Origin of the sequence: Terrabacter sp. NPDC080008, from assembly GCF_040702505.1 — a bacterium.
Classification (GTDB): domain Bacteria; phylum Actinomycetota; class Actinomycetes; order Actinomycetales; family Dermatophilaceae; genus Terrabacter.
This window is the reverse complement of sequence record NZ_JBFBLC010000006.1, coordinates 302,381-325,175: the sequence shown is the minus strand read 5'-3', so window position 1 is coordinate 325,175 and position 22,795 is coordinate 302,381. Positions and strand designations below refer to the sequence as shown.

20 protein-coding genes are annotated in these 22,795 nt (G+C 71.7%); 3 read left to right on the top strand and 17 right to left on the bottom strand.

Annotation, left to right across the window (positions count from 1 at the left end):
• Nucleotides 1-10: 10 nt before the first annotated feature.
• Nucleotides 11-484 carry a hypothetical protein gene (locus tag AB0316_RS17685; RefSeq protein ID WP_366274354.1) on the bottom strand — a complete coding sequence of 158 codons (474 nt, stop codon included), beginning with the start codon at nt 482-484 and terminating at the stop codon, nt 11-13.
• A complete protein-coding gene (locus tag AB0316_RS17680; RefSeq protein WP_366274353.1) occupies nt 477-839 on the bottom strand; it encodes a hypothetical protein in 363 nt (120 codons plus the stop codon). Before AB0316_RS17680 ends, AB0316_RS17685 begins: the two co-directional genes overlap by 8 nt.
• A 132-nt stretch (nt 840-971) precedes the next feature.
• On the opposite strand from AB0316_RS17680, the gene AB0316_RS17675 reads away from it, so the two are divergent.
• Entirely contained in the window at nt 972-2,417 is a 1,446-nt protein-coding gene (locus AB0316_RS17675) for an ADP-ribosylglycohydrolase family protein (protein WP_366274352.1), read from the top strand.
• Between the two features lie 70 nt (nt 2,418-2,487).
• Here AB0316_RS17675 and AB0316_RS17670 read toward each other — a convergent pair whose 3' ends face one another.
• The 4 genes from AB0316_RS17670 to AB0316_RS17655 all read right to left on the bottom strand — a co-directional run bounded on the left by AB0316_RS17670 (nt 2,488) and on the right by AB0316_RS17655 (nt 10,762).
• A complete protein-coding gene (locus AB0316_RS17670; protein WP_366274351.1) occupies nt 2,488-5,823 on the bottom strand; it encodes a TM0106 family RecB-like putative nuclease in 3,336 nt (1,111 codons plus the stop codon).
• A 162-nt stretch (nt 5,824-5,985) separates the two neighbouring features.
• Nucleotides 5,986-6,570 carry a DoxX family protein gene (locus AB0316_RS17665; RefSeq protein WP_366274350.1) on the bottom strand — a complete coding sequence of 195 codons (585 nt, stop codon included), beginning with the start codon at nt 6,568-6,570 and terminating at the stop codon, nt 5,986-5,988.
• A 51-nt stretch (nt 6,571-6,621) separates the two neighbouring features.
• The gene (locus tag AB0316_RS17660) at nt 6,622-7,902 is read right to left on the bottom strand and encodes a restriction endonuclease (RefSeq protein WP_366274349.1); all 1,281 of its coding nucleotides are present in this window, start codon (nt 7,900-7,902) and stop codon (nt 6,622-6,624) included.
• A 43-nt stretch (nt 7,903-7,945) separates the two neighbouring features.
• A complete protein-coding gene (locus tag AB0316_RS17655; RefSeq protein ID WP_366274348.1) occupies nt 7,946-10,762 on the bottom strand; it encodes an AAA family ATPase in 2,817 nt (938 codons plus the stop codon).
• Nucleotides 10,763-11,220: 458 nt separating this feature from the next.
• Here AB0316_RS17655 and AB0316_RS17650 point away from each other — a divergent pair, with 458 nt between their 5' ends.
• Together AB0316_RS17650 and AB0316_RS17645 are read left to right on the top strand one after the other, a co-directional pair.
• Nucleotides 11,221-11,646, top strand: coding sequence for a DUF6318 family protein (locus AB0316_RS17650; RefSeq protein ID WP_366274347.1), 426 nt, complete (start codon nt 11,221-11,223; stop codon nt 11,644-11,646).
• Nucleotides 11,647-12,104: 458 nt separating this feature from the next.
• A complete protein-coding gene (locus AB0316_RS17645; protein ID WP_366274346.1) occupies nt 12,105-12,557 on the top strand; it encodes a hypothetical protein in 453 nt (150 codons plus the stop codon).
• A gap of 57 nt (nt 12,558-12,614) precedes the next feature.
• Here the strand turns inward: AB0316_RS17645 and AB0316_RS17640 are convergent, their stop codons facing one another.
• The 11 genes from AB0316_RS17640 to AB0316_RS17590 form a co-directional block, all read right to left on the bottom strand.
• A complete protein-coding gene (locus AB0316_RS17640; RefSeq protein WP_366274345.1) occupies nt 12,615-13,010 on the bottom strand; it encodes a hypothetical protein in 396 nt (131 codons plus the stop codon).
• Nucleotides 13,011-13,021: 11 nt separating this feature from the next.
• Complete coding sequence (locus tag AB0316_RS17635; protein ID WP_366274344.1) at nt 13,022-13,330, bottom strand: hypothetical protein; 309 nt, start codon at nt 13,328-13,330, stop codon at nt 13,022-13,024.
• Between the two features lie 118 nt (nt 13,331-13,448).
• Nucleotides 13,449-13,883: a hypothetical protein gene (locus AB0316_RS17630; protein ID WP_366274343.1), complete on the bottom strand. Its 435-nt coding sequence runs from the start codon at nt 13,881-13,883 to the stop codon at nt 13,449-13,451.
• A 57-nt stretch (nt 13,884-13,940) separates the two neighbouring features.
• Nucleotides 13,941-14,741 (bottom strand): SDR family oxidoreductase, encoded by an 801-nt coding sequence (locus AB0316_RS17625; RefSeq protein WP_366274342.1) that lies wholly within the window; start codon nt 14,739-14,741, stop codon nt 13,941-13,943.
• The gene (locus AB0316_RS17620; RefSeq protein ID WP_366274341.1) at nt 14,734-16,260 is read right to left on the bottom strand and encodes an aldehyde dehydrogenase family protein; all 1,527 of its coding nucleotides are present in this window, start codon (nt 16,258-16,260) and stop codon (nt 14,734-14,736) included. Before AB0316_RS17620 ends, AB0316_RS17625 begins: the two co-directional genes overlap by 8 nt.
• The gene (locus AB0316_RS17615) at nt 16,257-17,087 is read right to left on the bottom strand and encodes an ATP-binding cassette domain-containing protein (protein ID WP_366274340.1); all 831 of its coding nucleotides are present in this window, start codon (nt 17,085-17,087) and stop codon (nt 16,257-16,259) included. The genes AB0316_RS17620 and AB0316_RS17615 overlap by 4 nt, the downstream gene beginning before the upstream one ends.
• Nucleotides 17,084-18,106 carry an ABC transporter ATP-binding protein gene (locus AB0316_RS17610; protein ID WP_366274339.1) on the bottom strand — a complete coding sequence of 341 codons (1,023 nt, stop codon included), beginning with the start codon at nt 18,104-18,106 and terminating at the stop codon, nt 17,084-17,086. The genes AB0316_RS17615 and AB0316_RS17610 overlap by 4 nt, the downstream gene beginning before the upstream one ends.
• Nucleotides 18,103-18,864 (bottom strand): ABC transporter permease, encoded by a 762-nt coding sequence (locus tag AB0316_RS17605; protein ID WP_366274372.1) that lies wholly within the window; start codon nt 18,862-18,864, stop codon nt 18,103-18,105. The genes AB0316_RS17610 and AB0316_RS17605 overlap by 4 nt, the downstream gene beginning before the upstream one ends.
• A 152-nt stretch (nt 18,865-19,016) precedes the next feature.
• Nucleotides 19,017-19,967, bottom strand: a complete 951-nt coding sequence (locus AB0316_RS17600) for an ABC transporter permease (RefSeq protein ID WP_366274338.1) — start codon at nt 19,965-19,967, stop codon at nt 19,017-19,019.
• Between the two features lie 90 nt (nt 19,968-20,057).
• Nucleotides 20,058-21,596 (bottom strand): ABC transporter substrate-binding protein, encoded by a 1,539-nt coding sequence (locus tag AB0316_RS17595; protein WP_366274337.1) that lies wholly within the window; start codon nt 21,594-21,596, stop codon nt 20,058-20,060.
• Nucleotides 21,593-22,648, bottom strand: a complete 1,056-nt coding sequence (locus tag AB0316_RS17590) for an isocitrate/isopropylmalate dehydrogenase family protein (protein ID WP_366274336.1) — start codon at nt 22,646-22,648, stop codon at nt 21,593-21,595. Before AB0316_RS17590 ends, AB0316_RS17595 begins: the two co-directional genes overlap by 4 nt.
• Nucleotides 22,649-22,795 lie beyond the last annotated feature (147 nt).

The following is a 22,795-nucleotide window of genomic DNA, read 5'->3' as shown; positions in this document are numbered from 1 at the left end:
GGGAGCGCCGTCAGCGCCGCGTCGAGGTGCGCTCGACCTCCGCGGTCGCCCGCGCCGTCCGGCGGACCCACCAGAGCCCGACGATCGGCAGCAGCAGTGGGACGTAGCCGTAGCCGGCGCCGAAGTGCGACCAGACGGTCTTCTCGGGGAACGCCGCGGGGTCGACGACACTCCACGTGCCCACGACCAGGACACCGGCCAGCTCGATGGTCAGGGCGATCGTGGCAAGGCGGACTGAGGCGCGGTCGCCGCGGGCCAGCCCGAAGGTGGCGACGAGGTAGATCAGGGCGGCGACGGCGGAGAGGAGGAACGGCACCGGCGCCCGGTCGAAGTACTCGGTGATCTGCAGGATCGACCGGCCCGTGGCGGCGAGCGCCAGCAGGCCGTAGACCGCGACGAGGAGCCGGCCGAAGCCGTGCCCGGTGTGCGGCCGCTCAACCGGTGCGGAGGCGGCCGACTCGGGAGTGGGGGTGCTCTCAGGCATTGAGGCTCCAGACCTGCTGCAGGCGGGCGACGAGGATGGCCACGACGAGGGCGCCGCCCAGCACGACAGCCATGGACCACTGCGTCTTCTCCTTGACGGCGATGACTGTGCTGGCGGGCACGACGAGCAGCACGGTGAACAGGTAGGCGATGAAGGTGGCGCGCTCCGCGCCGTTGCCGATGGCACCCGACTTCGTCAGGCCGACGACGAGCTGGACGAGCAGGGCCAGCTCGAGCGCTGCGCCGACGATGATGAGCGGGTCGTCGACGAGCCGTCGCCGCAGCAGGTGGTGGGCGGCCAGCAGGCCCAGCGCGGCGCACCCGGCGAGGAGCACGATGGTCAGCGGTTGGAGCACGCGAGAAGCCTACGGCGTGCGCAGCACACCGCCGCGCAGGCGTCGAGGGTGAGGGCGCAGGGCCGGGTCCCGCGGGCGGTACGTTCATCCGTGATGACCGTCCGCGCCACCGCGTCGCCCCGAGGAGCAGCCGTGCCGATCCGCCCCATCGCCGTCGACCGCGCAGCCGGTGTCCTCCTCGGAGAGGCCTGCGGGGACGCCCTCGGTGTGCCCTACGAGATGGCGGCCCCTCCCGTCGGCGAGGCGGTCATGAAGGGCGGCGGGCTCGGCCCCTACGAGCCGGGCGAGTGGAGCGACGACACCCAGATGACGTTGTGCGTCGCCCGCGTCTCGGCCGCCGGGATCGAGCTGCCCTCCCCCGAGGGGCTCGACGCTGTCGCAGAGGCCTTCACCGCCTGGCTCGACGGCGGGGCCACCGACGTCGGCGTCCAGACGCGGGAGGTGCTGACCCGGGCCAAGCATCTGGAGGGGCGCCCGCACGAGCGCCTCACCCGGGCGAGCGAGGAGCTGCACGCCCGCACCGGGCTCACCGCCGGCAACGGCGCCCTGATGCGCACGCCGATCGTCGGCCTGTCGGCGCTCGACGACCGCGACTCGACGGCCCGGGCGGCGCGCGCCATCGCGCTGCTGACCCACGCCGACCCCTTGGCCGGCGACTCGGCGGTGCTGTGGTCCGAGGCGATCCGGATCGCCGTCACGGAAGGACGACTCGACCTCTCCTCAGGGCTCGACCTCGTCACCCCGGACAACGCCGAGCGTTGGGCCGGCTGGGTCGAGGACGCCACAGGCGCCGAGCCGGGACGCTTCGGCGACAACGGCTTCACCGTGACCGCCCTGCAGGACGCCTGGGCGGCCATCACGACGACCGACCGGGGCGACGGCTCCGCCATGCACCTGCAGCGGGGCCTGCAGGCGGCGGTGCGGGCCGGCCACGACACCGACACCGTCGCCGCGATCGCCGGGTCGCTGCTCGGGGCGCGCTACGGCGCGTCGGCCGTGCCGACGCAGTGGCGGCGCATGGTCCACGGCTGGCCGGGCCTGCGGGCGCACGACCTCGTCGAGCTCGCCGTCTCGACGTCCGCCCGCGGCCGCACGGTGGGCGAGTGGCCCTCCATCAGCTCGATGGGCGATACCAGCATCCCGCCCCTCGGGATCCCGCACCCGATCGACCCCGACATCGTCCTCGGCACCATCACCGACCTCGGCCGGGTGCGTGAGCTCGACGTGCAGGCGATCGTGTCGCTCTGCCCCCTCGGGCTCGACGACATCCCCGCGGCCGGGATGACCGCGCGTGAGCACATCGAGTTCTGGGTCAACGAGGAGGAGCAGGAGGAGTCGAACCCGCATCTCGACTTCGTCCTCGACGACGTGTCGTCCGCGCTGCGGCAGTTCCGCGCCGAGGGCAAGCGGGTCCTCGTGCACTGCCGTCAGGGCGTCGAGCGCACCCCCGCAGCCGCCCTGCGGTATGCCGTCGACCTGGGGGTCGCGCCCGAGCTCGCCGAGCGCTCGATCCGGGCGGCGCTGCCGGGCATCCTCGGGGAGGGCCGCCTCTGGGACGTGGCCGCCCACGGCGCCTGAGACCGGGACCGGCCCCGCACCGGTTGGCCCGGCCGCCCCGGCCGCCCCGGCCGCGAGGTCGGCCGACGGGTCACACGGCCTTGGCCTCGTCGACGTAGCGGCACAGCGCGTTGACGGCACGCAGCTCCTCGGGCGTGTGCACGGCCGCGTCGGTCAGCATCGGGCTGCCGACGAGGACGGCCATGACCCGCGCCCGCGAGATGGCGACGTTGAGGCGGTGCAGGTCGTAGAGGAACGAGACGCCTCGGGGAGCCAGCGCCGCTGTGGTGCTCGCCAGGGAGTAGATCACGACGGCGCCCTGCTGACCCTGGAACTTGTCGACGGTGCCGACCCTCGCGCCGTCGGGGAGCGCTGCCGCGAGCGTGGCCACGTGCGAGTTGTAGGGGGCGACGACGAGGACGTCGGACAGGGTGAGGGGCGCGGAGCTGCCGTCGGCCGAGGTCCAGCTGCCGCGCAGCAGGTCGTCGACGAGAGCCCGAACGACGTGGGCCTCCTGCCGGCTCGACTGCTCGCAGGGCTGCTCGTGCTCGACGGCGACCCATCGCAGCCCGTCCCCGGAGAGGGCGCCGGGCGCGTCGACGGACAGCCGGTCGCGGCCGGGAGCCGAATGGAGCTTGCCCTCGTACGCCAGCTCGGAGACGAACGCGGTCAGGCTCGGGTGCATCCGGTGGGTGCTGTCGAGGAAGACGCCGCGGTCGGCCGGGATGACGTCGTGCAGCAGGCCCGTGCCGTCGGCACGCAGGTGGTCGAGCGCGGAGACGCCTGAGCCGTAGGGGTGCACGGCCTTGGTCGGCTGAGTCAGCTGCTGCGGGTCACCGAGCAGGACCAGCGACCGTGCGGCCGGCGCGACGGCCACGGCGTTGGCCAGCGAGAACTGCCCGGCCTCGTCGATGACGAGGACGTCCACTGAGTCCTGCAGGTCCTCCCGCGACCACAGCCAGGCGGTGCCGCCGACGAGGGTGGCCTCACCGGTCTCGAGGGCCGCCGCGATCGCGGCGTTGTCGCTCGTGTGTCGGACCAGTGACTCCCCCGCGGCCGGCTCGTCCTCGTCGGCGTTGGTGCCGTCCTTGTGCCAGGCCGGACGGCCGACCTCCTCGAGCAGGTTGAGCACCACGGCGTGGGACTGGGCGGTGACGCCGACGCGCAGGCCGGCGTCGAGCAGCTCGCGGATGAGGGCGGACCCGGCATACGTCTTGCCCGTGCCGGGCGGTCCCTGGACGGCCAGCACCTGTCCGTCGAGGCCGCGCCCGGCGCGCACCACGACGTCCTTGGGCGTCTCGCCGGGCCGGGCGGCGAGCGTCTCTCCCGGGGGCACCTGCCGGTCGAGCAGCCGGGTGGCGAGGTTGTGGCCCCCGGCGAGCGCGAGCTCGGCGGTGCGCGCGATGCTGTCGCGCAGGACCTGGTCCATGACCGGCCCGGGACCGCCGAGGCCGCGCGGGCGCGGCGGATCCAACGTCTTCTTCATCGACAGCTCGACCCATCCCTCGACCGGGTCCAGGGCGACGACCTTGCCGACCGGCGCGTGGGTGTCCACATCGGGCACGTACTTGCCGACGGGCACCTTGCACTCCTGCGGCGGGAACGGGTAGCGCCAGACCTTGGACAGCTTGACGACCCGCATCTCCTCGGGCTCGCCGAGGTCGCCGATCGCCGTGCCGTCCTCGACCAGCTCGGATGTCTCGAGCTCCTTGTAGCGGAAGAAGTCCCACCACTCGGGACGCTTCTCGCGGCGGTGCCAGCCGACGAGCCCAGCGAGCAGCTCGTGCCCCTTCTCGACGAGCCGCTCGGACAGCTCGATCTCTGCGCGCTCGTCGTCGCCGATCTCGCGGAGCTCCGCGGGCACCGGTCGTGACAGCTCGTGGCCGGCGGACTCGAGCTCGCTCCGGCGCTCCTCGAGCCACTCGTGCAGCGCCAGGGTGGAGCGGACGTCCTCCTCGTTGTAGCGACGGATGTCGTCGAGGATCGCCTGGTCGGGCGCGCCGTCGTCGCGGCCCGCGAGCCACCGCTCGTACTCGACGACCGACGAGAGCCCGTCCGCGACGCCCGCGCCGTCGGCGGATCGCGTGTGGCCCCAATAGAACTCCTCGAGCTTCTTGATCGAGTAGGAGCCCTTGCTGATGCGCACGCCCTGGCGTACAACGGCGTAGAGGTCGACGAAGACCTCGTGCCGCAGCAGCTGGTCGAGCTCGGCCTCGCGCGTCGCGTGCTGGCCGACGAGCCGCTTGAGCGCCGTCGTCTCGTAGGGGGCGTAGTGGTAGACGTGCATGTCCGGGTAGCGGCGCCAGCGGTCGGTCAGCCAGTCGAGCAGGTCGGTGGTGAGGCGCCCCTCCTCGGCGAAGTGGTGGGCCCAGAAGTCGACGAACTCTCCGTCGCGGGTCCAGATGCCGGCGAGATACTCACGACCGGCGCCGCCCTCGGCCCACGGGTCGCCCTCGAAGTCGAGGTAGACGTCGCCGGCGTCGGGCTCGGGCAGCATCTGCAGGCCGCGCGCCGGCTCGGGGTCGAGCAGCTCGTACTGCGCCTGCCCGGTCTGCCGCTCGGCCAGCTGGAGCCGCGCCTGCTGGAGCAGACGCCGGCGGGTCGCGGTCGACAGCGCCGGGGCCAGCTGCTCCTCGGAGGCCTGGGCCAGCGCGCGCAGGGTGGGGATGCCGAGGTCGACGAGCGCTGCCCGGTGGTCGGCGCGCATGCCGGCGACCTGGATCAGGTCGTCCCGGTCGAGCCACTCCTGGGCGCACCGCTCCTTCCAGCGGCACTGGCCGCAGTGCTGGACCCGGGCCGACTCGGTCTCGCGCGGGTCGGCGATGGCGTCGAGCAGCTCGGCCCGGCGGCGGCGAGCATACGGCGCGACGTCGACGAGCCGCCACGGGTGCGCCTCGGTGTCACCGGTGACGACCGTCAGCCACTGCGGCGGGACACCCTGGAGCACCTCGAGCCGGGCGGCATACGTCGCCATCTGGAGCAGCGCGGGCACCTTGAGCCGCCGCGCGAGCTTGGTGTCGGCGATGTCGTAGCGCCAGGGGCCGAGGTCGCTCGGCTCGTCGACGCGCAGGAGGAAGTCGGCCAGGCCCACCCAGTGGCCGTCGAAGAAGGTGGCCTGGTAGATGACGTCGACGCCACGGCGCATGGCCTCGAGGGTGGCCGCCTCGGCCGCGGCTCCTCGGAGGCCGAGCGCCGCGACGTCCTCGACGGTGCGCCCCTCGGCGAGGAGCCGCTCGAGGTAGGCGCGCTCGTGCTCGAGCCCCTTGGCGAAGACGAGGTTGAGCGAGTCGTCCACGCCGCTGGCCCCGCTCACTCTCGCGTCCGCGCCGTCGAGCGCCTGCAGGTCGAGGGTGGTGATGTGCGCGCAGGCGACGTGCTTGGTCAGGTCCGTGGGGCTGAGGACGAGGTGGCCGTCGATGCGCTGCATGGCGCCGAGTATGCCGTCCGGCGCCGACAGCTCAGGTGCGGGCGCCTCCGTGACGGACCGCGCGCACGAGGAAGGCGGTCCTCGTGGGGAGGACCGCCTTCCCTGCTCGGGCCCCGGGGCCCTTGCTGGTGACCGTGTCAGGGGGCACGGTCACCGACCCGCTCACCTCAGGAAGCCGTTACCGACATGGCGGCCCCACCACTTGCCGAGGCCCCAGGTGTCCCCGGCCAGCGTCGTGGCGACAACCGCGACGCCGAGCGCCTCGATCCAGTGGCTGTCGATGAGAGGGTTCGTGTAGACGCCGGTGGTGCCGAGGGGGAACTCGGCGAGGTACATCAGCGCCAGGAGGATCGCGGCGCTCCACGCGGCGATCTTGAGCCCGGCGCCGGCGAGTAGTGCCACGCCGATGCCGAGGAGGGCGGCCATGAACAGCCAGTCGGCCCACGGGCCGGCGGTGTTCTTGAACATGCTCGCGAAGGGGCCTTCGGCGCCCTTCATGAAGCCCTGTGCGGGCGCGCCGCCGTGGATCCAGGCCTTGGCCGACGGCGTCATGTAGCCGAGGCCGAACAGCTTGTCGATGAACGGCCAGAGGAAGGTGAAGCCGAGCACGATCCGCAGGCCGGCAAGGAACCTGCGGGCCAGGGACGAACGGACGACCTCTTCCTGGAAGGTGACGACGCCCTTGGTGACGTCATGGTGGCTGACCGTCGTGCTTTGCGTGTTGGTGTCACGAGGAATCGTGCCCATGGAACTCAACTCCAGAACTCGGTGTGCGTTCCGGCAGCTTCTCTGTCGGTACTACAAAGCGTAGTAGTCACTGCCTGGGGCCACCACGGAATCCCGACGGTCCTCGTGTGATCTGCCGGACACCCCCGCCTGCAGGTCACCCGGCTCGCCTGCGAGCTCGCGCACCAGCTCGGCGAGCCCGTCCAGCGAACGGCACACTGCCGCATACGACCCGTCGAGGCGGATGGGGCGGCACAGGATGCGGGTGCCCGCGTTGCGGATGACGATCTCGGACTCGGGCGCACGGTCGTTGTTGCAGTGGACGAGCAGGCCGGTCGGCAGCGCCATGGCGGTCGTGTACGCGACGAGCTCGAGGTAGTCGCGCGAGGCGAGGTAGCCGTCGGCGCCCATCGAGTACCGCGCATCGCCGACGAGCACGACCTCGCTCCCCCGCCGCACGACGAGGTCGGGGACCATCGTGACCGCGCGGGCCTCGTCGAGCCAGACGTCCTGGTCCCGCTGGACCCGCAGCTCCGGCGAGAGCCGCACGTCGAGCTCCTGGCCGATCCAGCGGCGGAAGAGGTCGTCCATGTCGACCATGAGGCTGTTCGCCTGCTGGTCGCCGGCCTCGTGGCTCAGCGACATCGCCTGCAGCACAAGGCGGCTCAGGCGCATGGCGTCCTCGTAGTGCTCATTGAGCCGGGTGATGGGCACCGGTGCCGTATGCCGTGTGGCCGGCGTGTCGGAGACGCCCTCGAAGCGCCCCATGACGCGCAAGGCCTCCCGGCGCACGTGCGGGGCCAGCTGGGGCCACGAGAGGATCGCCTGCAGCGTGCAGCGCAGCAGCTGGTTCTCGGCGATGTCGGCGGTGAAGTCGTCGAAGCGGCACTGCGGCTCGGCGGCGCTCCAGGGCCGGCGGGCGAACTCCTCGACGAGCAGGCGCCCGCGGATCATCCGCATCCGCTCCTCGCGGGCGACGTAGCCGTGCACCAGCCCGCGCATGGTCGCGGAGTCGATGAGGCGGATGGCGAAGTAGGCGACGCCGTCGATGAGCTCGTCGGTGTCGCTCCACGTCACGTGCTCGTGGTCGAAGGCGTCCGGCGCGACGCCGGCCCCGAGCATCGCGAAGAAGTTGGTGACCGAGACGCGCGGCGTCACGCGGACGACGAGGCCCGGGACGGCGAGGGCACCGACCCAGCTCGTCGCGCCGATGGTGACGACGTCGGGGTCGGCCGTCGCGTGGATGACGAGGCGCTCCCCCGCGGCCGTCACGAGCGCGGCGCGCGTCTCACGGGACAGACGCACGGGTCCCGAGCGGCCGTGCTCGGGGATCGGCGCCAGCTCGAGGGTCACGGCGCGGCCCCGCACGCGTAGGCCGACGCGGAGAGCACTGGCGTCACGGGCGGCTCAGCTCGAGCCGTCCATAGCGGGCCACGACGTTCTCCCACCGGAACTGGGCCAGCTCGTGCTCCCGGCCGTAGAGCTGGTCCTCGATGAAGGGGTAGACGTTGTAGTCCCAGATGCGGCGCAGCGTCGCCTCGTCGTCGCCCAGCCCGGGGCGCATGAAGTAGCTGTGCCCGATCTGCAGGTGCGGGCCGCGCAGCGCCCGGCGCAGGTCCTCGTTGACCCGGTCGACGAGGTCGGCGACCCACACGGGCCCGTCGTGGGCCTCGAGCCAGCGGCGCAGCAGCCCCTCCATGGGCCCGTCGTGCGGCATGAAGGGCACGAAGTCGAACCGGCGGCGCAGCGCGGCGTCGACGAGCGCGATCGAGCGGTCGGCGGTGTTCATCGTGCCGATGAAGTAGAGGTTCGGCGGCAGCTCGAAGCCCTCGTCGGGGCGGTAGCTCGTCTTCACCGAGTGCGAGCGGTACTCGAGCAGGAAGAGCAGCTCGCCGAAGACCCGGGGCAGGTTCGCGCGGTTGATCTCGTCGATGATCATGATGTGCGGGGTCAGCGGGTCGGCCTCGGCCGCCTCGGCGAGCAGCGCGAGCGGGCCCTTGCGCAGCTCGTAGACCATCTGGCCCTGGTGGTCGATCTGCGGTCGGAACCCCTCGAAGAAGTCCTCGTAGGACGAGCTGGGGTGGAACTGGACGATGTCGCGCTTGGCGGGGTCGGGCTGCAGGGCCTGGGCGAAGCGCTGCGCGAGGTAGGTCTTGCCGGTGCCGGGCGGGCCGTAGAAGATGACCTGCTTCTTCTCCTCGAGCAGGCTGCGGATCTCGCGGAGGAAGTCCTCCTCGATGAGCAGCTCCTCGGCGGCCTCGCCGAGCGCGTCGTGGTCGGGCATGAGCGCCTTGTCGGAGCGGCGCATGAGCCAGTAGGCGAGCTGCGCCTGGCCCCAAGGGTCCCCGGGCAGCAACGGGTCGAGCGTCTGCTTGAGCAGGGCGTTGGTCTCGACGTGCGTGCGGCCGCGGGACTTGCCGTCGGTCCAGCGGGCGGGGCCGCCGAGCCGGGTCAGCATCGCGATCTTGCCGGAGTCGCCGCCGAGGGTGAAGAGCGGCAGCCAGTGCTCGGGGTGGGCGATGGCGAAGAGCTTGAGCACGACGCTCTCCCCGAAGCCCTGCACCGGGACGTCGTCGGACCCGAGGACGCGGTTGATCCGCTCCTCGTCGCGCCCCTCGCCCCAGAGCAGGTCGCGCACCATGACGCGCAGCTCGTCGATGCCCGCGGCGTCCAGGGCGTTGATGCTGCTGATCAGGACCGACTGGGCGCCGATGTCGCCGTAGCCGCGGGTCGAGACGATGCGCTTGAACGTGGGCAGGTCGAAGTCCTCGAGGCCCTCGCGCGAGAGGCAGGCGGCGAAGACGCGGCGCTGCTCCTGGTGCCAGGCGTCGCGCTCGCTCGGGTAGGGCCGCTCGGTCCTGAAGATCTCGACCTCGGTGTCGAGGTCGACCATGGCGGCGAGCTCGAGGCTGGGGTCGTCGAGCGGTCCGCGCTGGCTCGAGGTCATGAAGCGCAGCAGCGGCGTCAGGGCGCGGGCGGTCGCGACGATGTCGTCGGCGAAGTCGGCGCGTCCCAGTGCCTCCTCGCCCTTCCACCAGCGCCCGACGAAGGCCTCCCCACCGGGGTACTCGCGGCCGACCGGCTCGAGCCGGTCGGTGCGGCCGTCCTCGTGGACGTGGAAGAAGCTGAGGCCGCGCGGCAGGTGCTCCTGGACGATGGTGCCGACCTCACGGTGCTGCTGGTCGCTCTCGCCCTCCCAGCCGCCGTGGAGGCCGAACGCGACGCCCGACTCGGTGACCCAGAGGCGGAAGCCCGGAGCGCCGGCGCCGCCGACGAGGATCCACGCGGCATACAGGTCGGAGCGGTAGGCCGCGTCCTCGCCCGCGTGCTGCTGCAGCGCGAGCGTGGGCGCCTCGAGGTAGAGGCCCGTCTCGCCGGAGAGCCGCTCGATGAGGCTGTCGGAGAGGTGGTCGGCCTCGCCGCGCAGCTGACGCGCGAGGTCGGCGGCGCGCTCCTCGCGCCGGGCGTCGCCGTAGCCGGACGAGGGCCGGAACTCGGCGGCGAGCTCGGCCGCCTCGACGCACACGTCCAGCACCTTGGGGGCGATGCCGACGAACGCGCCCGTCTCCTTGAGGTACCAGAGGATGCGAGCGGCGTACTTCGGATCCTCGGGGCGCAGGGCCGTGCACAGGTCGGCGAAGGCGACGTAGCGCTCCGCGTGGCTCAGGCCACGCTCGAGCCAGCCGAGCCGCTGCAGCATGTGCGGCGCGTTCTCCCACATGTGCGGCCACTCGCCGCCGTCGTCGGTCGACCAGAACAGCGAGAGGACGTATGCCGTGTGCCCCGGTCCCGGGGCGCGGTGACCCCGGGAGCCGCCGCGGGCCAGGAAGGCCTCCATCGACTGGAGCTTGTCGGCGGCGTCCTGCGGTGAGGCGGGCGTCTGAAGGGTCAGCTTCAGCAGGCCGACGACCTCGGCGTACTCGTCCTCGGCCCGGCGGACCAGCGCCGCGAGCCACGGGCCGCCGATGGGGCCGAAGCCGACGTAGGGGCCGTCCTTGCGGGTCCACTGGTTCATCGCCTCCTTGAAGGCGACGAGGTCGCTCGAGGCGACGAGGTCGGCGAGGATCTCGCGCAGCTCACCGTTGCGGGCGCCGCGGTCTGAGTCGAGCTCTGCGAAGAGAGCCTGCGCGTCCTTGTCGGCTTCGGCGGCACGCTCGATGAGGGCGTACTTGGCACGCCAACGCTTGACGTCGACGGTGTCGGTGCGAGACATGGAACTCCCTTGCACGCCCGGATGCCGGGCGCATGACGACTGCACACGTGGAGGTGCGCGCAGGACCCGCGAAAGGCTACCGGTCGGTCGCCGGAGCCTCTAACCCGAGCGTGTCGTCGCGGGAGGCTGTGGATGGCGCGAGCGGCTGGGGATGCGCCCCTGCGAGGATCGTCGTAGGTTGGCGGGTCAGGACCGCGGGGCGGCATGGCTCGCCCCGGTCTGACCGCACGATGATCGACGATCGACAGGGGACGCCGATGACCGCACGCGAGAACACCCAGCGACACCGTCGCTTCACGCCGTATGCCGCGGGGCTGCTCGCGCTCGCAGCGCTCGGAGCGTGCTCGAGCAGCGGCGCGGCCGAGACCCCTGGCACGTCGAGCGCTCCACCCACGGCCGCCAGTCCCACCACGAGTGCGCCGCCCTCGACAACGAGCACGCCGAGCACCACGACGTCCGTGGATCCGGTGACCGCGAAGATCCCGAAGGCAGCACGTGCGCACACCCAAGAGGGAGCCGAAGCCTTCGCCCGGTACTTCATCGATTCGCTGAACCGTGGAGCAACCACGCCTGACGCGAAGGCGCTGACAGGTCTCTTCGCGCCTAGCTGCAAGACGTGCGCCGCCATGAATGACTCCCTACGCAAGCTCGAGAGTCAAGGACAGAGACATGCGGGCCCGTCACTAGTGGTGACTCGCACGAGTTCTTTGGGCACCTCTGCTTCCTCTTCTCAAGTTCTCATCGACGTTCAGCAGAAGGCAGTTGCCGTCGTGAACACCCAAGGCGCGACTCTACGTAAGACGGCCTCCGGGCCCGGAACCTTTGTGATGACCATGAGCATTCAAAGTGGGCACTGGGTTGCAACGAAGCTGCAGACCACATGAAGAAGCCAAGAGCGCTCGCGACGACGCTGACAGCGCTCCTACTTGCCACTCCCACGCCGCAAGCATTCGCAGCAGGAGGCGACGCGTGCGGTGATGCTTGGGTGCAGTGCGGCACGAATCAGGATGGGGCCTTCACCGGACTCATGCCGCGAAACAAAGTTCGCGACTTGCCGAAGTTCCCGGGAGATTCGGGCGGCACAGTAGTCGGAGACAGGGACAAACATTCCCCGATCTACGAGTACCGTTCGCTGACAGATTGCTATAACGCGACTCCGGAGAGCGTCACAGAAGCTGTTACGTGCGCGGGTGCGCTTCGGTCTTGTCCACCGGATGAGGTCGGTCCTCGACTACGCGTTTGGCGACGCACCCTTGTCGATGGCAAGGTCGTGCAGCCCTGGTCCCTCATCGGACTCACGTGCGCTTCTGACGTGGCGCCGGGGGCTCGGCCGACGCTGACGATGGCTGACCTGAAGGCGGCGTTCTTGCGGACGCCGTGGTCGAAGCCGCAGATCTCCACGCAGCCCAAGGGAGACACGACCCTGGTCAACCTGAAGACCTTCTACAAGGTCAACTGGAGCAAGACCGGGTTCGAGCCCGGCGAGGTCGACCGCGCGGTGCTGCGTGGCATACCGGTCCAGATCCGGCCCAAGCTCGTCGGTTTCACCTACCTCTTCGGTGATGGGTCCAGCACGGGCCCGACGAACTCCACCGGCGGCACCTACCCGGACGGGGACATCACGCACGCCTACCGCACCAAGGGCAGCTACCCCGTCCGCGTCGACACCACGTTCGGGGCCGACTTCAGCCTCGACGGCTCGACGTGGGAGGAGATCCCGTCGACGGTGACGGTTCCCGGGCCCTCGACGACCGTGACGGTGCGCGAGGCGAAGGGCGTTCTCGTCAACCACTGACCGTCGGCGCCCGGTTCAACCTCTGTCAGAGGCGAGCCGCGGCGACCGCACACCTCATCAGTCGGACGTCCCGCCGTGCGCGTCTCCCGCGTCGTCCGGCGTCTGCCCACCCGGCTTCCCCTGGTCCCGTGTTGCGTCGTCCGACTTCTCCTCGTCCGACAGCAGGGCGTCGATGTCCTCTGCGTTCTCGTCCCACCCCACGCGAGGGTCGACGGTCGAGCTGGTCCGCTCTCCCCCGAACCGACTCGGGTCGTCGGTTTCGTCGACGGGCGTGCCGGCCACGTCCACGTCGTCGCCGGCTGAACCACTGCCCTCTTGGGCGCTGCCGAGGCCCATGGGGTCACCTCCCTCGTCGGTGCCGCCCGCGTCGGTGTCGGCCGGCTCCACTGTCGTTACCCGCTTGACGGTGAGGAACCACGTGACGGCGGCGCCCAGCACGAACGCGACAGCCACCAGGACCCATTTCACGAGTGGCCTCCCGCCCGACCATCGGTGCCCGGGTCCCGGCCTCCCTCCGGAGGCCGCGACGGCGCAGCCAGCTGGTCGTCGAAGCGTGCCGGCACCACCCGACCGGCAACGTAGAGCGACACCAGGGAGCCCAGGACGAAGCCCACGATGCTCCACAGGAAGACGCTCCAGAACCCACTGGAGCCTCGCCCGATCAGCCCGAGCACCACCGTGACGACGACGAGCGCCGCCCACCAGGTGGCTCCGAGGTCGCGTCGGTAGGAGCGCGTCACCGTCCTCAGGGTGCCCTCAGCCGGCTCGTCCATCAGGTCCCCTCGTGTCCGAGAAGCGTCACCGCGTGCGCGACGACCACGTCTCGACGCTACCTCGCCCGCCCTTCGGCGCCATGCGGGAAGGTGCACCAACGACCACCTGCCGGCCGGGTCAAGCGGCCGCCCAGTCCCCCTCCGCCGGGAGGACTGCCACCCCGCTCGGCGCCGCGATCGCAACGGCCCGCAACGTGACCCCGCTGACCCGGCACGCCCCCTCGAACGCCGCCCGGAGGTCGTGGTCGCGGGGGGTCGCCGTGAGCCTGCCGGGGCGAGCGATCACCATGACGACGTCGTGGACGTCCTGCCCACTGACCTCACCGAGCAGGCGGCCCACGCCCTCCAGGACGCGCCCGACGTCGACGCGCCGCGGCTCGTCCGGCACGCAGATCGGCTGCAGCAGCCTGCCGTTCGGATGGCACAGCAGCAGCCACGTGGCGCCCTCGGACCTCGACCGGTCGGTGGCGATGAGGTCGACGACACCCTCGAAGACCTCGGGGTCGGTGACGGGCCGTTGGGCCCAGTCCCTGGGCAGCTCCTCGAAACGCATGCCCCCGAGCATGGCCCCCACCGGTGACAGTGCACCGGCGTCATCCACACCCCCCGCTCACGTCGGCGGCGTGTAGCGTCCGTCGATGACCGTCCAGCCCCCGTCCACGAAGAGCTGGCTGCCGGTGACGAAGGAGGACGCGTCGGACGCCAGGTAGACGACCGCGCCCACGAGCTCGTCCGGTCTCGACCACCTACCGAGGGCGCTCTTGCGCGCATACGCCTGCTGCCACTCGGGGACGGCACGGATCTGGGCCGTCAGCGGCGTATCGACGATGCCCGGGGCGATCGCGTTGACCCGCACACCCTGCTCGCCGAGCTCGACCGCTGCGGTTCGCAGCATCTGGACGAGGCCGGCCTTCGTCGCCGCGTAGACCCCCTGCCCGGGCTCCACCGTGACCGCCCGGATCGAGCTGAACCCGACGATGCTTCCGCGGCCGCGCTCGGCCATCCCGGCCCCGAACGCCCGCACGAGTTCGAACGAGGACCGGAGGTTCAGCCCGACCACCCGGTCGAACTCCTCTGCGGTGTAGTCGAGGAGGCGCTTGCGCACGTTCGTCGCCGCCGTGAACACGAGCACGTCCACGTCCCCGAGCTCCGTCGCCGCGCGCCCCACGGCCTCGGTGTCCGTGACGTCGAGCTCGTACGCCTCCGTGCCGGCTCCCAGGGCCACCGTCTCCTTGGCGGCCGCGACGTCGCGGTCGGCACAGACGACCTCGGCTCCGTGCGCCGCGAGCGCCAGGGCGCTCTCCCGGCCGATCCCGCTCCCCGCCCCGACCACGACGGCACGACGGCCGTCCAGCCGGAACAGCCGCGAGTAGTCCGGACGCCCCGTGCCCGTCTCCGCAGCCTCACTCATGCGCGCTCCCCTGCTTCTCCGGCGCCAGTGCCGGGTCGGTGGCCGAGGGCGCCGCAGCGCGCACGGCCGACGGACGGATGATGGCCATCCGCGTCACGGTCAGCTCCTCGATCGCGAAGCGCGGACCCTCGCGGCCGACCCCGCTGGCCTTGACCCCGCCGTAGGGCATGACGTCGGACCGGAACCCGGGCACCTCGTTGACGACCACGCCGCCCGCCTCGATCCGGTCGATCGCGGCGAACGCCGAGCCCAGCCCCTCGGTGAAGACGCTCGCGTGCAGCCCGTAGCGCGACCGGTTCACGACGTCGATCGCCGAGTCGAGGTCCGGAACCGACCGGACCACCACGACGGGCCCGAAGATCTCCTCGTCCCAGGCGAGCTCGCCGTCCGGCACGTCGAGCAGCACCGTCGGCTCGACCACCCCGTCCCGTATGCCGCCGCCGTGCACCAGGGTGCCGCCGGCATCGCAGGCGGCTCGCACCCACTCGACCACCCGCGCCGTGGACCGCGCGTCGATCAGGGCCGACACTCGGGTCGCCTCGTCACGCGGGTCACCCACGACCACCTGGTCCATGCGCGCCGACAGCGCCTCGAGGAACCGCGACCGAGCCGACTCGACGACGACGACGCGCTGCACGCTGATGCAGGCCTGCCCGGAGGCGTAGTAGCCGCCTCGGACCACTGCGTCCGCGGCCGCCTGGACGTCCGCGTCTGCGGCGACGACGAGGGCGGCGTTGGACCCGAGCTCGAGCAGCACCTTGGTGGGGGCCGCGTCCTTGGCGATGCGGTGCCCGACGGCGGCCGACCCGGTGAAGGAGACGGCCGCCACCCGCGGATCCGTGGTGAGGGCCACCCCGACCTCCGCCCCCCCGGTGACGAGCTGGATGGCGGCGCGCGGGCCCCCGACGGCCGCCAGCGCCTCCCGCAGCACGTGCACGAGCCACAGCGTGGCCAGCGGCGTCTGCGGAGCCGGCTTCACGACGACCGGGCAGCCCGCGGCCAGGGACGGCGCCAGCTTGTGCACGGCGAGCAGCAGCGGGTAGTTGAACCCTGCGATGCCGACGACCACGCCGACCGGCTTGCGCACCCAGAAGCCGAGGAGCCCCTCGCCGCTGGGGAGCAGGTCCAGCGGCACCGTCTCACCGTGCAGCCGCGCCACCTCCTCCGCCGCGGTGACGAGGGTGAGCAGGGTGCGGTCGACCTCGACCCGGCAGTCGACGAGCGGCTTGCCGGTCTCGAGGACGAGGAGCTGCTCGACCTCCGCGCGCCGCTCCGAGAAGACCCGGTGCGTCTCCATCAGGGCCGCCCGCCGGGCATGCGACGGGAGCGAGCCCATCAGCTCCCGGACGGCGGCGGCATACGAGAGCGCCTGTGCGGCAATCGCGCTCGATCCGACGGGCGCCGGCGCGACGACCTCGCCCGTGTAGGGGAAGGTCACGGTCGCGGTCTCGTCGACGTCGACCCAGCCGTCGCCGACCGGCAGCCCAGCCGGGTGTTCGGGGGTGTACTTCGTGGTCACGATGCGTCTCCAAGGAGGTCTGCGGTGCCGGCGCCGGCAAGGGCACGGCGCATGCTCGGGGCGGCGCGCAGCAGACGCCGGGTGTACGGGTGCTGGGGGTCGTCGAAGATCCGCTGCGTCGGCCCCGCCTCGACGATCTCGCCCTCGCTCATGACGGCGACGCGGTCGCACACGTGCCGCACCACCGAGAGGTCGTGCGAGACGAAGACGAGGGTGAGGCCGAGCTCGCCCACGAGCTCGGTGATGAGGTTGAGCACCTGGGCCCGCACCGACACGTCGAGGGCGCTCACCGGCTCGTCGGCGAGCAGGATCGACGGCGACGGGGCGAGTGCCCGGGCGATCGAGATGCGCTGGCGCTGGCCACCCGAGAACTGGTGCGGGAAACGGTCTGCCGCCGCGGGGCTGAGCCCCACGGCCTCGAGCAGCTCGGTGACCCGCGCCTCCCGGTTCGGCAGGCCCTGGGCCACGAGCGGCTCGGCGATGATGTCGCGCACCCGCATGCGCGGGTCGAGCGAGCCCATCGGGTCCTGGAAGACCAGCTGCAGGCTCGAGCGCAGGAAGCCGAGCCGGCGCTCCGGCACGCCGGAGACCGTCTGGCCCTCGACCTCCACCACCCCGCTCGTCGGCTGGTCGAGTCCGGCGAGCAGCCGCATCAGCGTCGACTTGCCGCAGCCGGACTCGCCGACGATGCCGAACCGCTCGCCGCGCCCCACGTCGAACGACACGCCCTTGAGCGCCTCGACGACGGGCCCGGGCTGCCGCAGCGACGTGCGGGGTCGGCGGTAGGTCCGGCGCAGCTCGTGCACCCGGATGGCTGGCGTCGTCACGGCACACGCTCCTCGTCGGCCGGGTGGTGGCAGGCGTAGCCGTCGCCGGGATCCGGACCCGCCCACTCGGGGTCGGTGGCGCACACCTCCGTGGCGTGGTCGCACCGGCTGCGGAACACGCAGCCGTCGGGGAACTCGCCGGCCGGGGGCACGGTGCCGCGGATCGTCGGCAGCCGTCCACCGGGAACGGCCGAGTCGAGGTCGGAGGCCGCGAGCAGCCCCTGGGTGTAGCGGTGGCGCGGCCGCCGGAAGACCTCGCCGACCGGGCCGGCCTCGACGATCCGGCCGCCGTACATCACCAGCACTCGCTCGCACACCGTGGCGACCACCGAGAGGTCGTGCGTGATGAACAGCATCGCGGAGTCGCGCGCCGTCACGCCGCGCACGATGAGGTCGAGCACGCGCGCCTGGACGGTGACGTCGAGGGCGGTCGTCGGCTCGTCGCACACGAGCAGGGCCGGGTCGTTGGCCAGGGCGATCGCGACGACGACGCGCTGGCGCTGCCCTCCCGACAGCTGGTGGGGGTATGCCCTCGCCGCGTCGCGGGAGTCGGGCAGGCCGACCTGGTCGAGCAGCTCGACCGCCCGCGCGCGTGCGGCACGCCGGTCGGGTCCGCCCCGACGGGTATGCGTCGTGATCGCCTCCGCGACCTGGTCGCCGACCCGCATGGTGGGGTTGAGGGCCGTCATCGGCTCCTGGAAGACCATCGCGACGTCGCGACCGCGGACGGCCGCCAGGTCACGCTCGTGGGCACCGACGAGGTCGGCGCCGACCCCTGCGAGCCGGATGGAGCCGCTGACCTCGGCGTCGTCGGGGAGCAGCCCGAGCAGGGCCAGGCTCGTCAACGACTTGCCCGAGCCGGACTCGCCGATCAGGCCGACGCGCTCGCCCCGCTCGATGCCGAACGAGACGTCGTGCAGCAGGTGGAAGCGGCCGAGCCGCACGTCGAGGTGCTGGACGTCGAGCACCGGGGAGGTCGGCACCTCGATCGGGTGGGTCTGTGCGGCAACGGCGCTCATCGTCGGTCCTCCAGCCTCGGGTCGTAGTGGTCGCGCAGGCCGTCCCCGAGGAGGTTGAATCCCAGGACCGCGACGGCGATGGCGATGCCCGGCACGATCGCGAGCCGGGGCGCCGAGAAGAGCAGCTCCTGGCTCTCCTGCAGCATCCGGCCCCAGCTCGGCGTGGGCGGGGGCGTGCCGAAGCCGAGGAACGACAGGGCGGCCTCGGCCAGGACCGCGATCGCGAAGGAGACCGAGGCCTGCACGATGACCAGGCCGCTGACGTTCGGGAGCACGTGACGCAGGCCGATGGCCCAGGGGCCGCGTCCCGCCGCCCGGGCCGCCATGACGTACTCCGTGCCGAGCACCTGCATCGCGCCGCTACGCACGATCCGCACGAAGCTCGGCACCGAGGCGATGCCGATCGCGACCATGGCCACGAGGGTGCTGCCGCCGTAGACGGCACTGAACATGATCGCGAGCAGCAGCGCGGGGAAGGCGAGGAGCAGGTCCATTCCGCGCATCAGGGGCTCGCCCACCCAGCGGTGCGACATGGCCGCGATGATGCCGAGCGGCACGCCTACGAGGCCGGCGAGCCCCACCGCGACGAGGCCGACGAAGAGCGTCGTGCGGGCGCCGACGAGGACCTGGCTCAGCACGTCCCGGCCGAGCTTGTCGGTGCCGAGCAGGTAGTCGGGGTCGCCGATCGGGCGCAGCCGGGCCGAGGCGTCGACGAACGTCGGGTCGTGCGGCGTCCAGACGAAGCTGACGAGGGCCATGAGCACGACGACCGCGACGATCGCCGCTCCGACGAAGAAGCTCGCGCCGGGCCTGCTGCGACCGCCCGCGTGTGCCGGCGCCGGCTCCACCGCCAGGTCGGGCGGGGTCGGGCCGTCGAGCGACACCACTGGCCGCGGCGTGGGTTCGGCACTCATCGGGTGGCCACCTTCAGTCTCGGGTCGATGACGAGGTAGAGCAGGTCGACGACGAAGTTGACGAGCAGCACGGCCAGGACGAGGAGCATCACGATGTCCTGGACGAAGATGAGGTCGCGGTTGGCAACCTGGTCGAGCAGGAGGCTGCCCAGGCCCGGGATGACGAAGACGCGCTCGACGACCACCGCGCCGATCAACAGGGTGGCCAGCTGCAGGGCCAGGACCGTCACGACGGGGATCGCCGCGTTGCGGAACCCGTGTCGGCGCAGCGCCTGCATGGGACCCAGGCCCTTGGCCCGCGCTGTGCGGATGTAGTCCTCCCGCTGGACGTCGAGGATGGCGCTGCGCACGTATCGCGTCAGGACCGCGCCCTGGACGAGGCCGAGCGAGAGCACGGGCAGGACGAGCTGTCGCAGGAACTGGATGGGGTCCTGGTCGGGCGGCGTCCAGCCGTTGGCGGGCAGCCACTGCAGCTTCACGGCGAACACCGTGACGAGCAGGATGCCGGCGAGGAAGGCGGGGACGGCGACGCCGACCTGCGACACCGCGGAGAGCACGAAACCGCTCGGCCGGCGCTGCCGCAGCGCCATCAGGGTGCCGAACGGGACCGCGATGACGAGCGCGAGCACCATCGAGCAGACGACCAGCCACAGCGTCACCTGGAGGCGGTCGATGATCTGCGGCGCGATGGCGACCCGCGACACGTAGCTCGTGCCGAGGTCGAAGCGCAGGAACCCGCCGATCCACGAGAGGTACTGCGTCACCAGCGGCTGGTCGAGCCCGAACTGCTGCCGCAGCTGGGCGACCGACGCCTCGGAGGCGTTGACGCCCAGCGCGACTCGCGCCGGGTCACCGGGCAGCAGCGCCATGAAGACGAAGACGAGCACGGAGCTGACGATCAGGCTCACGACGAGCGCCGCCGTGCGTCGGAGGATCTGGAGCAGCATCGGTGTCCTGTCGGGGTCGAGGGCCGCGGGAGGCGACCGCCGTCGAGCCGGGGTGGACCGGCCGGTGCGTGCCCGGCCGGCCCACGACCGTCACGACCGGGCGAGGTCGGCGAGCTCGAACGACTCGGTGATGGCGTTCTTCGGCAGCCCCGTGATGCCCTTCTCGGCCACCATGAGGTTCGGCAGGACGAAGAGCACGTCGCCAGCGGCGTCCTGCGACAGCTCGCGAGCCGCCTTCTTCATCAGCGTCACCTGCTGCTCCGGCGTGCCGGAGTCGGCGGCGGCCAGGTCGGCTTGGAACTGCTTGTTGTCGTAGCGCGTGTAGTACTTCGGGTTGCCGAACACCGCCGGCATGTCCCGCGGCTCGACGTGCGCGATGATCGACATGTCGTAGTCGGCGTCGGTGAAGACCGTCTGCAGCCACACGGCCGGGAACTCGAGCTGGTCGAGCGTGACCTTGAACCCGGCCTGCTCGAGCTGGCTCTTGACCACCTGGCCGCACGAGACGGCATACGGCAGCGACGGGATGCGCAGGCGCACGGGGGTCGCGCCGACCCCGGTCTCGGCCACGAGCGCCTTGGCCTTCGCGAGGTCGTGCGGGTAGAGGCCGGTGAGGTCCTCGTACCACGGGTCGGTCGGCGGCACCATGCTGCCGACGAGGCTGCCGTGCCCGGCCCAGCACGTGTCGAGCAGGGCCTTGTGGTCGATGGCGTAGCGCACGGCCTGGCGGACCTTGAGGTTGTTGAAGGGCGCCTTGCCGTTGTTCATCGACAGGAGCACCTCGCCGTTCGTGGTGCCCTCGACGATCTCGTATGCGTTGTTGCCCTGGAACTGGGCGAGCGACTCGGGTGCCTGCACCGTCCCGATGACGTTGATGGTCTTGGTCAGCAGGGCGTTGTTGAGGGCGGTCGGGTCCTTGAAGTACTTGAGAGTCACCTGCTGGAAGTAGGGCTTGCTGCCCCAGTAGGACGGGTTGGCCTTGAAGGTGATCGAGTCGCCGCGCCGCCACTGGTCGAAGACGTAGGGGCCGGTGCCGACGGGCTTGGTGGCGAGGGTGGACGCCTCCTTCTCGGTCATCATCGCGCCGATCCGGGTCGACATCCGGTAGAGCCAGTCGTTGCTCGGCTTGGCCAGGGTCACCTGCAGCTTGGTGTCGCTGAGGGCCTTCGCGTCCTGGACGACGTCCATGGCCGCCTTGAGCGAGATCGTCCAGGCTTTCTTGACCTGGTCGATCGAGTAGACGGCGTCCTTGGCGGTGAAGGGCTGCCCGTCGGTGAACTTCGCGTTGTCGACCAGCTCGAAGGTGTAGGTGCGGCGGTCCGGGGAGACCGTCCACGACTTGGCCAGCGACGGCTTGAGGTCGCCCTGCTGGTCGACCTTGACGAGCGTCTCGTAGACGTTGTCGAGCAGGGCCTGCGGGATCGCGGCGCCGTCCTGCTTGGTGAAGTCCAGGCTCGCCGGCTCGGCGACGAGGCCGACGGTCAGCGCCGTCGCGCCACTGCCCCCGCCGCCTCCGGCGGTGCCGCCGGCGCCACCACCTCCGGAGGCCCCGGAGCCCGCGGAGCAGGCCGCGGTGAGGGCCAGGAGCAGCGTCGCCGACGCGGCCGTGCCGATGCGGGTGTGCTTCATCGTGACTCCATCTCGTGCAGGACCGCTGCGGCCAGCTGCGAGGTGCTCGCGCTGCCGCCGAGGTCGGGGGTGTGGTGGTCGGGCAGTCGGAGAGCCGCGGCCAGCGCCGTGCGGACGGATGCCGCAGCCGCGGCCCGCCCGAGGTCTTCGAGCAGCATCGCACCCGAGAGCAGGCACGCGGTGGGGTTGGCGATGCCCATTCCCGCGATGTCGGGCGCGGAGCCGTGGACCGGCTCGTAGACGCCCGGCACCGAGCCGCCGGGCAGGACGTTGGCGCTGGGCGCCATCCCCATCCCGCCGGCCAGCACGGCCGCCAGGTCGCTGAGGATGTCGCCGAAGAGGTTGCCCGCGAGCAACACGTCGAGCGAGTGGGGGCTCTGCACGAGACGGGCGGCCATGGCGTCGACGAGCACGACCTCGAGCTCGACGTCGGGATGGCGCTCGCCCACCTCGCGCACGACGGCGTCCCAGAGGGGGTAGCCGTGCCGCATGGCGTTGGACTTGGTCACGAGCGAGAGGCGGCCTCGGCGCTGCTCGGCGAGGGTGAACGCGTGCTCGGCGGCGCGCTCGATGACGCGCCGGGAGTGCACGGCGACCTCGATGCCGAGGTCGTGGCCGGTGCCCGCGTGGGCCAGGCCGCCGGCCCCGACGTACTCCCCCTCGGTGTTCTCCCGGACGATCACCAGGTCGACGCCGTCGACGTCTCTGACCCTGCTCGGCACGCCCTCGAAGGCGCGCACCGGCCGCACGTTTACCGCGAGGTCGAGCTGCTGGCGCAGGCCGATGATCAGGCCCCAGACGAGCTCGTGGTCGGGGACGTCGGGGCGCCCGACCGCACCGAAGAGGACGGCGTCGTGACGGCATACGACCTCGGCGGCGTCAGCCGGCATCGCGGCTCCCTCGCGCACGAACCGGTCTGCGCCCCAGTCGAGCTCGGTGACCTCGAGAGCCTCGCCCTGGGCCTCCAGCGCTGCCGTCAGCACCGGCAGGGTGGCAGCGACGACCTCGGGGCCGACCCCGTCGCCGGGGATCGCTGCGAGTCTCACAGCCATGGCTCTCCTTGCTGAGGAGGTCGTCGTCGACCTGTCCAGATCCGACTGGTCAGACCAGTGCACTTTTGCGCTGTGACAGGTACCGTTTCTCTCAACAGGCCGGATGTCAAGACCTCGTCCGGCGAGTCCGGCGGCCCGAGGGCCGTC